The 12,590-nt window shown below is 69.1% G+C and carries 10 protein-coding genes; 9 read left to right on the forward strand and 1 reads right to left on the reverse strand.

Going from position 1 to position 12,590, the window contains the following annotated elements:
* Positions 1-61 precede the first annotated feature (61 nt).
* Positions 62-1,129 (reverse strand): cellulase family glycosylhydrolase, encoded by a 1,068-nt coding sequence (locus tag J4E04_RS15755; RefSeq protein ID WP_328810203.1) that lies wholly within the window; start codon positions 1,127-1,129, stop codon positions 62-64.
* Between the two features lie 202 nt (positions 1,130-1,331).
* On the opposite strand from J4E04_RS15755, the gene J4E04_RS15760 reads away from it, so the two are divergent.
* From J4E04_RS15760 to J4E04_RS15800, 9 genes are all read left to right on the forward strand, one after another.
* Positions 1,332-2,051, forward strand: a complete 720-nt coding sequence (locus J4E04_RS15760; protein ID WP_490148983.1) for a GAF domain-containing protein — start codon at positions 1,332-1,334, stop codon at positions 2,049-2,051.
* A gap of 271 nt (positions 2,052-2,322) precedes the next feature.
* Positions 2,323-3,693: a sugar transferase gene (locus J4E04_RS15765; RefSeq protein ID WP_081821047.1), complete on the forward strand. Its 1,371-nt coding sequence runs from the start codon at positions 2,323-2,325 to the stop codon at positions 3,691-3,693.
* 19 nt (positions 3,694-3,712) lie between these two features.
* Positions 3,713-5,086: an O-antigen ligase family protein gene (locus tag J4E04_RS15770; RefSeq protein WP_285188042.1), complete on the forward strand. Its 1,374-nt coding sequence runs from the start codon at positions 3,713-3,715 to the stop codon at positions 5,084-5,086.
* Positions 4,996-6,048 (forward strand): glycosyltransferase family 4 protein, encoded by a 1,053-nt coding sequence (locus tag J4E04_RS15775; RefSeq protein ID WP_056447022.1) that lies wholly within the window; start codon positions 4,996-4,998, stop codon positions 6,046-6,048. The genes J4E04_RS15770 and J4E04_RS15775 overlap by 91 nt, the downstream gene beginning before the upstream one ends.
* Entirely contained in the window at positions 6,048-7,583 is a 1,536-nt protein-coding gene (locus J4E04_RS15780) for a flippase (RefSeq protein WP_490148984.1), read from the forward strand. Before J4E04_RS15775 ends, J4E04_RS15780 begins: the two co-directional genes overlap by 1 nt.
* Complete coding sequence (locus tag J4E04_RS15785) at positions 7,580-8,665, forward strand: glycosyltransferase family 4 protein (protein ID WP_490148985.1); 1,086 nt, start codon at positions 7,580-7,582, stop codon at positions 8,663-8,665. Before J4E04_RS15780 ends, J4E04_RS15785 begins: the two co-directional genes overlap by 4 nt.
* Positions 8,666-8,942: 277 nt before the next feature.
* Positions 8,943-10,208, forward strand: a complete 1,266-nt coding sequence (locus tag J4E04_RS15790) for a YveK family protein (protein ID WP_490148986.1) — start codon at positions 8,943-8,945, stop codon at positions 10,206-10,208.
* Positions 10,195-11,307, forward strand: a complete 1,113-nt coding sequence (locus J4E04_RS15795; protein WP_490148987.1) for a glycosyltransferase — start codon at positions 10,195-10,197, stop codon at positions 11,305-11,307. The genes J4E04_RS15790 and J4E04_RS15795 overlap by 14 nt, the downstream gene beginning before the upstream one ends.
* Positions 11,294-12,586 (forward strand): hypothetical protein, encoded by a 1,293-nt coding sequence (locus J4E04_RS15800; protein WP_490148988.1) that lies wholly within the window; start codon positions 11,294-11,296, stop codon positions 12,584-12,586. The genes J4E04_RS15795 and J4E04_RS15800 overlap by 14 nt, the downstream gene beginning before the upstream one ends.
* Positions 12,587-12,590: the final 4 nt, after the last annotated feature.

Here is a 12,590-nt window from a genome sequence, read left to right on the forward strand (position 1 = left end):
CGAATCCGAGACGGTGAGCCGAGGGCGACCTCAGGTTCGACACTGCGCCGGCCTGGCACCGTCAGCCGGAATGTTCCGCCGTGAATTCCGTGATCTCGGCGAGCGCAGGCTTGGGCGAGAAATCGCGGCGCACCATTCCGAAATTCTGCTCCGTGTCGGACTCGTCGCTGCCCGAGTCACGCATGCTGTAGACGTACGCGGGCCCGAGCCAGGAATTGCCGAGAAGGGCATTGAGCATGATGCCGATGGACTCGGCCTGCCCCTCCTCGCTCATGGCATTCGCGTTCGTTCCCGTGGGTGCGCCCATCTCGGTGATCCAGATCTGCTTGTCGCCGTCACCCTCGGCGCTCATGACATCGTGCATCGACCACATCGCCATCGCCGTGTTCCACGGCGCCGTCGACAGATCGTTCGGAAGGAACGGCCACGTGTACGGGTGGACGTTGAAGGCATCGAAATAACGATTCGCTCCGAGGGTGTAGAGCGACGAGAGGAAAGCGGTCGGCGAGATGTTGGTGCCGTTGTTCACCGCGGGCGCCATACCGCCGGCGAGCACCAGCGCCTCCGGTTGCACCTTCTTGATGGCGCGGTACGTCGCGCGCAGCATCAGCGCGTACACCGTCGGGTCGGGCAGCGGCGTGAAGTAGGTGGTGATGTTCGGCTCGTTCCACACCTCCCACAACACGATTCGGTCGCGGTACCGCTCCGCGGCGAGTGCCGCGAAGGCCGCGAACGCGTCCGGACTCGCCGGCCGGGCGTAGGGCTGATCCCGAGCCGTCGCCACACGCGCCCAGGCAGGTGCGTAGGTCACGATGGCGTACGGGCACATACCCCGAGCGACGATGGCGTCGACCACTCTGTCCGTCGACGACCAGTCGCGCCGACCGGGCTGCGGCTCCACCACCGACCAGTCGATGTCGATGCGGACCGAGAACATGCCCGCATTCTTCGCGATGTCGAGTTCGCGTCCGAGGTCCTCGTCCGACAGGAATCCGAAGGAGCCGCCGGGTGATCCGCCCACCCGGACGCCGTCGGACTCCGCGACGCACCGCGGTACCTCGCCCGACGGAGCGCCGGATGCCGGTGCCGGCACACCGACGAGAACGAGAAGGACAGCGGCACCAGACACGCTGCATCGCCGGAGAAACCCGGCACCGGCTCCGCGCCGAGTCGGCCTCGAACGCGAAACAGACCGATCGGTGAGCACCGGCCCAGGCTAACAGCGGCGGCCGCGCGGGGCGTACCAGCGAAAACGGACACCGGCGAGGCTCCGGCTGCGATGATTCTCCACATCGCTCGATCCCGTACAAGCCTGCATTAGTATCGGCGAAATGACGACGGGAAACGACGGCTTCGACGCCCGCCTCAACGAGGTTCTGGAACAGCAGGCCGTGAGGGTGGGCGAGACGGTGCCCGCTTATGTTCGGCGCGCCGTCGTGACACGCCTCGTGAAGGAACTTGCCGAGGCGGACGACACCGATCTCGGCCATCTGCTCAAGCGCCTCGAGTCGACGGCGGATCCGGTGCCCGACACACCTGCGTCCACACCGCCGGCGGCATCCGACATGCCCGCGATCGTCACCGATCCCGATCGCGTGCGCGCAGTCGAGGCCACCGGGCTTCTCGACACCCCGTCCGAACCGGCCTACGACCGCATCGTGGCCATGGCCGCGGACGCGCTGTCGGTACCCGGCTCGGCAATCACCCTGATCGACAAGGACCGACAGTTCATCAAGAGCGCCCTTGGATTCGGACCGGAAGAGGAACGCCCTCGGGAGATTCCCCTCGAGGCCGGGATGTGCCGCCACACGGTGGCCCTGGGTGAGCCCCTGCTGGTGGAGGACGCCCGCCTCGACGAGAAGTTCATGAACCATCCCGGCGTGCTGGACCACACCTTCGTCTCGTACCTCGGCATCCCTCTGGTGGACGACGGCGGTCACGCGGTGGGCACGCTGTGCGTCTGGGACGCCGAACCACGTCAGTGGACGACGGGGCACGTACAGGTACTCAAGGACATCGCGTGGATGGTTCGCGAGCGAATTTTCGAGTGAGCGAACCATTCCGGGCGTGATCTACATTTTCGCCTCGTTAGTCTGTCCATCGGTCGCTTTTCCGTAATGGCGCCGTGACCATTCTGAGAAGACAACTCCAAAGAATGGTCTAGTGTTGACCTCGGTCGGTCAACCACTAGGTCCGTACGGAGTGAATCCTGTGTCCGAAACACTGGAATCGCGAGATACGTTGCTACGCAACGCCCCTGCCACGAGGGTGTCCAATGAACGTGGAATAGCGGACCGTCTTCGCGTCGATCCCGCACACACGATGGTCACCATCGCGGCAGACGCGACGGCAGCGATCGTGGCTGTTGCCGTGGCGAGGTTCTGGCCGGGAACGGGCGGCATCGACTACGGCTGGGTGCCGTGGTTGTTCGTGCCGCTGGTTCTGCTCATCCTGGCGTCCCGCTCGCTCTACCGACGCGGACTCCGCCGGAACTTCCTCGACGAGATCGGTCCCGTCGAGACGTCCGTCGCGCTCGCCACTCTGTTGGTGCTGACGATCTTGCTGGTCATCGGCACGGAGTACCGGCCCGGCCTCTTCATGGTCCGGGTGTGGATCGCCGCGGCGATCCTGGTGGCGGTGGCGCGGTTCCTGCGCACCGCGATTCAGCGGTACCTGCGGGTGAACCACAAGTCGGCGGCTCCGACGCTCATCATCGGCGGCGGTCCGATCGCCCACCAGCTGGCGTCGCGCATGCACCAGTTCCCCGAGTACGGCCTCGACCCCGTGGGCGTGCTCGACAAGGCACCCGCGGTCGATCCGCAGCCTGACACTCCCGAGGCACTGACCGTCCCCTACATGGGCACACCGTCCCAGCTCGCGCAAGCCATCGAGCAGACCGGCGCCGAGGAGCTCGTCATCGGGTTCTCGGACGTTCCGACCGAGAGTCTGGTCAAGGCCATCCGCACCGCCCACTCGAACGGAATGCGAGTGTGGTTGGTACCGCGCCTGTTCGACACCGTCGGCGTGCGGACCCGCGTCGAGCATCTCGGCGGGTTGCCCCTGATGGTGCTGCCGCACACCGACCCCAAGGGCTGGCAGTTCGTCGTCAAGGGCGTCATGGACCGCACCCTGGCCGGACTGGGCGTGCTGGTCCTCTCCCCCGTCTTCCTGGTGCTCGCGCTGCTGGTCAAGACGAGCTCCCCCGGACCCATCTTCTTCTCCCAGGAGCGCATCGGCCGTGACGGAAAACCGTTCGGCTGCCTCAAGTTCCGGTCGATGCGTCCGCCGCGTGCCTCGGACGCCGAGTTCACTCGCGTCGAGGGCGCCGCTCCGGGCGGCGTCGAGGGCGTCGATCGCCGGACCCGTATCGGCAAGATCATGCGCCAGACGTCGCTGGACGAGCTGCCCCAGCTCCTCAACGTCGTTCGCGGCGACATGAGCCTCGTGGGTCCCCGACCGGAGCGCCCCGCATACGTGGATCTGTTCGAGATGCAGATCCGCCGCTACGGTGAGCGCCACCGGGTGAAGGCCGGTGTCACCGGGTGGGCGCAGGTGCACGGACTGCGCGGACAGACGTCCATCGCCGACCGCGCCGAGTGGGACAACTACTACATCGAGAACTGGTCGCTGTCCCTCGACATCAAGATCCTGTTCCTCACCATCGCCGCGGTCCTGAAAAAGGCGGAAGACTGACCGTGTCGGCGGTCCCGTCATGCTGATCGTCCTCGAGGGTCTCGCCGCGGTCGTCGTGCTGGTCGTCGCGTTCCTGGTGGCACGCGCGGTCTTTCACCGACCGCAGCTCGGGGTGCTGCTGCTGGCCGCGTTCGTCCCGCTGAACGGTCTCCTCGCCATCCTTCCGCTGCCCGGCTTCGTCGCCGGCTGGAAGGAGGGCCTGGTGATCTTCACGCTCGGCAGCGCCTGGATCCGGCGCAGTCGAGCGCTGGGCCCGCGTCGTCCGACACTGCTGATGCCCTGGTGGCCGGCCGCAGCCCTGTTCGTGGTGTTCGGGACCGCGTCGGCACTGCTGTCGTTCGGGATCATCGGCTTCGTCGGCATCAAGGTGACGTTCTTCTACCTGCTGCTGGTGGCGATCCTGTGGCTCGCGCCGTTCGACGCCCGCGACCGGGACCACCTCGTCAGCATCCTCATGGGCATGGGCGCGTTCACGTCCCTGGTCGGCATCGCTCAGTTGCTCGCGGGACCGGCGGCGCTCGTGGCGATCGGGTACGAGTACGGCACCCAGGTCCGGACGTCGGGCGGGCTGCTCCGCACGTTCAGCACGTTCAACCTGCCCTTCCCGTTCGGGCTCTACGTGATGCTGTCGCTGCTCGTCGGCGGAGCCGTGGCGCTCGCGAACCCCATGCGCCGGCGCAACTTGCTGTTCCTGTGCGCGAGCCCGTTCATGGTGGTCGCCATGTCGAGTGCCATCGTGCGAGCGGCGCTGCTCGGACTCGCGGTCGGGCTGATCTACATGACCATCATCCGGTTCCGCGCACTCGGCGGTCTGCTCGTGATCATGGCGGCGCTCGTCGGCGCGATCCTGCCGTTCGTCCCCAAGATCACGTCGGTCTTCTTCTCGTCGAGCAGCCTGAACGAACGTGGCGGTCGATGGAACGAGGTCATCGAGAAGGTGCGCACCCACTGGCTCGGCGAGGGGCTCGGGTCGAGTGGTGCGGCAGCGGACCGGATCTCGTCGGCGCAGGGTGAGAACATCACCGGGTCGCTCGGGCTGTCCACCAACTACCAGCCCGACAACTACTACGTGAAGACGGCTCTCGAACTCGGTCCGATCGGACTGTGGGCCGTCCTCGCGCTCCTGGTGACCGCCCTGATCTGGTGCACGCGACTCTCCCGCACCCTCCCCGGTCAGGACGGCGCGCTGACACTCGGTGTCGGCGCCTCCATCGTCGCGGCGATGTTCGCGTCGCTGGTGGCCACCTATTTCGAGATCTTCCCTATCGACGTCTATTTCTGGCTCTTGTTAGGAGTTGTGGGATGCGCAGCAGCACAACACGAATCGTTTTCGGGGCCCTCGCCCTCCGTCCCGGCGGCAGCGGCGTCCAGACGTACATCCGTGAGCTCCTGAGGGAGCTGCCCGGCCGTCTCCCCGGAACGGACCTCGCCGCCGTCGTTCAGAAGGACGCGATCGGCGAGTTGCCGACGGGCGTCGACGCGCTCCCCCGGCCGGTGTCCGGCGGTGCCGTCCGCGCGGTGCTCGGTGCGCTCCCGGTCGGATCGCACGACGTGGTCCACGGGCTCGACGTCGATCTCCCCCTCGTCGGCCGGGGCGCCACCGTCGCCACGGTGCACGACATCTCGGTCATCGACATGCCGTCCGCGTCGAGTCGCTTCCGCGCCGCCGGCGAACAGCGCCTCGTGCGACGGTCGCTGCGCAAGGCCGACCTGCTCATCGCCGTCTCGCAGTTCACCGCCGACCGCATCAAGGCCGTCAGCGGCCGCGACGCCGCGGTCGTCGAACTCGCCCCGGCAGCCTGGGCCGTGCCCCCGGAGGACGGCGCGGTGGAGACGGTGCGCGCGAAGTACGGTCTGCCCGAACGCTTCGTCATGCAGGTGGGCACCGTGGAGCCGCGCAAGAACGTGCAGTTGGTCGCCGACGCCGCGGAGAAGCTGGGCGTGCCCTTCTTCCTGGCGGGCGCGGGGTCCACGGGCCCGGACGCACCCCGCTACGCGAACGGGCTCGGCTACGTCGACGTGGAGGACCTGCCCGCACTGTACGCGGCGGCGACCGTCACCGCGTACGCGTCGCGTTACGAGGGCTTCGGGCTGCCCCCGGTCGAAGCGATGGCGTGCGGCGGCGCCGTGGTCGCGAGCGCGGTGGGCGCCCTGCCCGAGGTGGTCGGCAAGGGCGCCGTGCTGCTCGACAACGAGCGGGTCGACGACTGGGCGGAGGCACTGAGCCCGTTGATGTTCGACGAGACGGCGCGCGCGGACCTGGTGACCGAGGCCCTGCACGCGATGGCCGACCTGACGTGGGCCCGGACCGCCGAGCGCACCGCGGACGCCTATCGGGACGCAGGCCTGCTCTGATGGACGACGACATCACCGTCGAGGGTGCCGTCACCCCCGAACCTGAAACCACGGCACCTGAGACCACGGCACCCGACTATCGCGCGCTCGCCGCCGATCCGAAGGCGGCGGCGCGGGCGACCGCGGCGGTGCTGATCTCCCGCGTGATCGTGGCGGGACTCGGCTGGGTAGGCAGCGTCATCGTGGCCCGCTCGCTGAGCCCCGAGGGGTGGGGTCAGTTCAGCTTCGTCTTCGCGCTGCTCGGACTCATGTCCGTCGTCACCGACCTCGGCGTCGGCCGCGTCGTCCTGGCCCGACTGATGGACGACGACGCCGAGGAGATCGGCCGCACCGCCTCGTCGTTCCTCGCACTGCGCACCGTGCTCGGACTCGTGGGGTACGTGCTCGCCGTCGGCTACGTCGTGGTGCTGCAGTACCCGGGTGAGGTCATCGCGGCGACCGCTCTGGGCGGCCTCGTCGTGGTGTTCGCGACGCCGTCCCACGCACTCTCCGTGCTGTTCCAGGCTCGCCATCGACTGTTGCTGGTCGCGGTCATCGAGAGCCTGGGCCAGGGCCTGCAGTTGGTGCTCACGATCCTCGCCGCCGTCTTCGCGCCGGTGCTGCTGATCTTCGTGCTGCCGGCCGTGCTCAACGAGGCGTTCCGCGCGGTCGGCAAGGGTCTCGCGGTGCGGCGGCGGTCGGTGGGCTTGCGCCCGTCTCGTCACATCGACGTCCACCGGTGGGGTGCCTACCTCCGCGAGGCGATTCCCCTCGCGATCGGCTTCGCGCTGACCATCGCGATGCTGAAGATCGACGTCCTGATGCTGAGCCTTCTCGACACCTTCGACGCGGTCGGCCTGTACTCCATCGGCTACAAGTTCTCCGACATGATGGACACCATCGCGCTGGCCGCCGTGGCGCCGGTGAGCACCCTCCTCGTGGCGGCCTGGCCGAGCGAGACGGCCACGTTCCGCGCCCGATCCCGTTCCGCGGGACTGTACTTCGCGACCTTCGGCGCCGTCGCCGTCGCCGGCTTCTGGCCCTCTGCCGAGCCGCTCATCCGCCTGCTCTACGGCGAGCGCTTCGCTCCCGGTTCCGACGCGGCACGGCTCCTCGTCCTCGGTGCCGCGATCATGTCGCTCATCCTGCTCGGCATCTTCCTGCTCGCCTCCGCGGGGATGCAGCGGCACTACCCGCTCGTCGCGCTGTTCGGCCTCGCTCTCAACATCGGCCTCAACGTCGCGCTCATTCCGAGGGTGTCCTACAACGGATCCGCCATCGCCACCGTCGTCACGTTCGGTGTCACGGTGATCATGCTGTGGGTCGTGATCGAGCGCAGCATGCCCATGTCGGGGCTGCTCGCCGTGTCGCCGATCCTCGTGCTCGCCGCCGTCACGGCCGCGGTGACGGTCGGGGCGACACTGCTCGTCGACGCGGCACCGTCCCTGTGGTTCCTGATCTCGGTCGTCGCGGCGCTCCTGGTCGCCGCGTGCGGGTTCCTCCTGACCAAGCGTGACTCGCGCAGCAACTCTCCTGCCCCGAATGTCGCCTCGTGACTCCGGATCGCACCACCGTGTTCGTCGCGCACACCGCGAACATCTCGGGTGCCGAGAAGATGCTGCTGTCGCTGGTGTCCGAGGCACTGCGGGGGCCGGGCGGCGTCACCGTCGTCTGTCCCGTCGGGGCGCTGTCCGAGGCGCTGCCCGACGCCGCGGTGCACGTCGCGATCCCCGAGCTGGGCCTGGGCGGAGAGCAGGGAGTCGCCCGCATCGGCGCCGCGGCGAGGATGGCGGCGCGGTGGGTGTCGGCGGCACGGACGCTGCGTGCGGTGACGCGACGGCCGGCGACCCACACCGTCGTCAACTCGCTGTTCGCCCTGCCCGCAGCGCGACTCGCCCGGCCACCGCACGGTGTCGCCTGGCTGGTGCACGATGCGATCGCGGCGGGACGCCAGCGCGCCGTGGCATCGGCGAGTCGAGGTGCCGTCCGCCGCGCGGTCGCGTGCACGTCCGCCGCGGCGGCACCGGTACGCGACCTCGGCATCGAGGTGGAGATCGTGCCCTACGGCGTGCCGTGGCCCGTGGAGGATTTCGCCGCCCCCACGCACTGGCCGCCCGTCGTGGGCATGCTCGCGCTCCTCACTCCGTGGAAGGGGCACCTCGTCCTGCTCGACGCGGTCGCGACGCTCGACGACGTGATGGTCGAACTTGCGGGCGGCAGCTTCTCCGGCGATCAGGCGTACGTCGACGAACTGCACACGCGGGCAGCACGTCCCGATCTCGCGGGACGTGTCCGCTTCCTCGGGCACGTCGATCCCGTCAGCGCGCTGCGCCGGTGGGACGTCGTGGTGTCGGCCAGCGTTCTCCCCGAGGCGGGGCCCCTGTCCGTCCTCGAGGCCATGTCCCACGGGGTGCCGGTGGTGGCCACCGATCACGGCGGTCCCGCCGAGTTCCTCGCTCGCGGGGAGGGCGTGCTGGTCCCGCCGGGTGACGCGGCGGCACTGGCCGACGCTTTGCGAAGGGTGCTCGGCGACGACGCGGCGCGCGCGGACATGGGAGCACGCGCGCGGGACACCGTCGCGACGCGTCACGACATCTCGATCACCCTCCCCCGACTGTTGACGGAATTGACCGCATGAATGCCACGACAGAAAGAGCCATCAGCCATTCCTCACGCGCCCAGAATGGGTACCGCGTCGGTTTCACGACGGCCCGCGAACCGATCTCCCGAACGGTGACACACGGCAAATCGCCTACGCAGGAATGGTCTCCGTCCCTGCGTAGTATCGAATGGGACATGCCGTCGACCGGGCATGACCGCACGCGCACCAGCAACTCGAGGAGATTCGGTTGGCGCCCGTAGACGACCCCGTGCACCGCGGAGACGTACCTCCGCCGATAGATCTCGCCGGGCACATGCGGGAACTGGGACGCGCGTTCCTTCCCGCTCTGATCATCGCGCTGATCGTCGGCGCCGGCGTCTTCGCCCTCCGCGAGTACGGCACCGAGAAGCAGTACGCGGCATCCGTCGTGACGGAGATCCGGGCGACCGGCGAGGTGATCCCCGGCGACGCGTTCATCGAGCAGCTGCGCGCCCCGTTCATCGGGCTGGCCGCGGACAACGACGTGCTCGATCAGGTGCTGTCGCAGGTCGACACAGGCTGGGACGCCGGTGAGCTCGCCTCCCACCTCGAGCTCGCCCCGGGAACGTCGCCGGCGCTGCTCACCTTCACCGTCACCGCGGACTCCCCCGAGCTCGCCCTCGAGGTCGCCCGCACCACGGTGACCACGGTGTCGCAGGCGTCGTCGGCCAACGCCGCCCGCAACGCACAGGGGCAGCTCGAGCAGGTTCAAGCCTCGATCGCGGCCGAGGAAGCCCGCAACTCCCAGCTCATCCCGGGCGACCCCGCCCGCTCCGCATCGGACCAGTCGCTCGCCGACCTCCGCGACCAGCTGACACAGCTCCAGAGCACGGGCGGCGGGAACCAGCTGGTGGTGCTCGCCGTGCCCGAGCAGAGCACCGCCCCCGTCTCACCGATGCCGGCCTCGGAGGCCTCCGTCGCGGGTCTGGTGGCGTTCATCGTCGCCGCCGAGCTGATCGTGTTGCTGCGCAGTCGACTCGGGCGTCGTCCGCGGCCCGCGTGGGCCCGCCGCGTCGCTCGCAAGTACCAGGCCGACTTCGATCCGAAGGTGACCACGGGCCTGCCGCCCATCGTCGCCGCGACGGTGGCCGCGTCGGACCGGGGCGCGTCGTCGTCCAACGGGAACGGCAGCAACGGCAACGGCACCCGATCGGCCGGCGCTCGGCACGCCGCCCACGGCCGCATCGAGCAGAACGTGCTGGTACTCGTCGGTGACGACGCCGTGTATCCGGCTCCCACCTCCCACTCCACGGGCGGGCAGCCACGCCACCCGGACGCACTCGTCGGGGCCGACCTCACGAGCGAGTGGTGGACCTTCGTCGACGTGCACGACGTCGAGACCGCGGTGGTACTACTGTCGTCCGGTGGACGCGACCGCCGAGCTGCCGAGGGAGTGCTGAAGCAGCTGCGGACGTTCGGCATCCACACTCACCTCGTCGTGCAACCGTCCGGCCGCAAGCGCCGGTCCGATCCCGCTCCGGGTGGACGCACGGCCTCCCAGCGCCCCGAGGAACAGGTCGGACACAATGCCAGACACTGACAAGATCGCGATCGTCCACGAGCGCTTCACCGAGATCGCCGGATCCGAGCACGTCGTCGAACAGCTCGCTCTGCAGTGGCCGGGCGCGCGCGTGTACGTACCCATCGCCCGTCCCGAGGGAACTCCCGCCGGGCTGACCACGCCGCCGAACACCACGTGGCTCAACTCGATCTACAACGGCATCGGTCAGCGGTCCTACGCCCCGGTCCTGCCGCTGATGCCGACGGCGTTCCGTCGTCTGCCGTTGCGCGACGCCGAGGCCGTCGTCGTGAGCCACCACGCCTTCGCGACGCAGGCCGTGCACGCGACCGACGCTCCCGTCATCGCCTACGTGCACAGCCCGGCGCGTTGGGCGTGGGATCCGGAACTGCGGGCGGGTGAGGGCGGCGGCCGCGCAGGTGCCGCGATCCTCACGGCACTGTCGGCCGTCGCACGGCGCTGCGAGACAGGAGCCGCGCCGCGTCTGACCACCGTCGTCGCCAATTCGACCGCCGTCGCGGACCGCATCTCGCGCTGGTGGGGACGAGACGACGCCGTGGTGGTGCACCCACCCGTCGACACCGAGGGCTTCACTCCCGATCCGACGGTGGAGCGTGAGGACTTCTTCCTGCTCGCCGGTCGCCTGGTGCCGTACAAGCGTCCCGACATCGCGATCCGTGCGGCAGCCCTGGCGGACGTACCGCTCATCGTCGCCGGCGACGGCCGCGCGATGGAGCAGTGCCGCGCCCTCGCCGGACCGAAGACGGTGTTCCTCGGCCGCGTCTCGCACGAGAAGCTGCTCGAGCTCCACCGCTCCACGCGTGCACTGCTGATGCCCGGCATCGAGGACTTCGGCATCGTTCCCGTCGAGTCGATGGCCACCGGTACCCCGGTCATCGCGCTCGGTGAGGGTGGTGCCGTCGACTCGGTCATCCACGGCACCACCGGATTGCACGTGCAGTCCGGTACCGACGACGAGATCGTCACCGGTTTCGCCGACGCCATGACGTCGTTCGACCCGGCCCAGTTCGATCGAGCGCAGATCCGCGTCTGGGCGGAAGGCTTCTCGCGAGCCAACTTCCGCTCGCGGATGCAGGAGGTGATCGATGCCGCAGTCTGAGTACCCGTCGACCGAACTGGACCGCACCTTCGCGTCCGCGCAGACCCTCGCCGTCGTCGGGCCGACGGCGGGTCTCGACGTCGACGCTGCGCGGGCGATGCTCGCCGCGGCGGAGAACGCGTCTCCCACCTCCCGCATCCGGCTCGATCCCCGCTCGGACAGTCGGAACTGGGCGTACCGCACCGACATCGGCGCCGGCACTGCCGTCACCAGCAGGCCGGATCTGGCCACCGACGACCTCGGTGAGCTGATGGACCGGGTGCGCACCCGCGACGGTGTACGCGCCCCCGTGGAGATCGTGCTGTGCGGTGACTACGCCGTGGTCCACTACTCCCACGGCGTGGGCGACGGTCAGCTCGGTGTACTGCTGGTCGGCGCCGCCGCGAGCGACCCCGGCTTCGCGATCGCACGCAGCCTGGCGCCGTCGCTGCCGAGAAACGCCACGTGGAGTGCTCTGCGGCGGCACTACAGATCCAACCCTCGTGCCCTGCAGGACTTCCGGCGCCTGCGCGCCGTCCACAAACGGCGTGACGCGACGGCCGACGGGGCGCCGACGCGCCGTATCGAGCACTGGGAATCGTCGAAGACCACGCGCGCGGCCTACATGCGTCCCGAGCAGGTGGCGGAACTGCGATCGTGGTCGAAGGCGAACGCGCCGGGCGCCACCGGCGCGTCGGTGTCGGTCGCTCTGCTCGTCGCCGCTCTGCGCTCCGAGGGTGTCCCCCTCGACGAGCACGTCATGATCCTCTTCAACTGCCGCCGGTACCTCGACGAGAAGCACCGCGCGGAACACGGCAACTTCGCGATCGGTATCCCGGTCCGCCTGCCCGTGCTGCCGACGCCGGGTGACGTCGCCGGTGTCATGAAGCAGGTCATCGACTCCGGCTGGCCCATCGCCGTGCTCGGAATGGCCGATGCCCGAGCAACTCTCAAGGGTCACCGGACAGCCCCGGCACCGGCGCCGAGCGAGGACGTCGTCACGGTGCCCGACCGACCGCGACTCGCGGTGAGCGACCTGGGCACCCTCTCGATCTACGACCACCTTCCCTGGCTCGACGACGGTCGGCCCCGGCAGATGACGGCTTCTCTCGAACCAGACGGCCCGGACGGCATCTCGATCCTCGTCTCGCAGGTCCAGGGCGGACGTTCGTACTCGGCGTCGTTCTGCAGCGGCATGATCGAGACCGAGACGGTCGACCGTGCCCTCGCCCGCGCGTGTGCCGATCCTGTCGGTTTGCTGAGCCGGAACACGGCCGACCTGCGCTCCGACGGGGAGTGACGTG

The organism is Rhodococcus sp. NFXS4 (assembly GCF_058139645.1).

Coding starts and splice junctions, on each gene's coding strand:
- J4E04_RS15790 (WP_490148986.1), top strand. CDS start 8,943: ATGCGGGAACTGGGACGCGCGTTCCTTCCCGCTCTGATCATCGCGCTG.
- J4E04_RS15800 (WP_490148988.1), top strand. CDS start 11,294: ATGCCGCAGTCTGAGTACCCGTCGACCGAACTGGACCGCACCTTCGCG.
- J4E04_RS15765 (WP_081821047.1), top strand. CDS start 2,323: ATGGTCACCATCGCGGCAGACGCGACGGCAGCGATCGTGGCTGTTGCC.
- J4E04_RS15770 (WP_285188042.1), top strand. CDS start 3,713: ATGCTGATCGTCCTCGAGGGTCTCGCCGCGGTCGTCGTGCTGGTCGTC.
- J4E04_RS15775 (WP_056447022.1), top strand. CDS start 4,996: ATGCGCAGCAGCACAACACGAATCGTTTTCGGGGCCCTCGCCCTCCGT.
- J4E04_RS15760 (WP_490148983.1), top strand. CDS start 1,332: ATGACGACGGGAAACGACGGCTTCGACGCCCGCCTCAACGAGGTTCTG.
- J4E04_RS15795 (WP_490148987.1), top strand. CDS start 10,195: ATGCCAGACACTGACAAGATCGCGATCGTCCACGAGCGCTTCACCGAG.
- J4E04_RS15780 (WP_490148984.1), top strand. CDS start 6,048: ATGGACGACGACATCACCGTCGAGGGTGCCGTCACCCCCGAACCTGAA.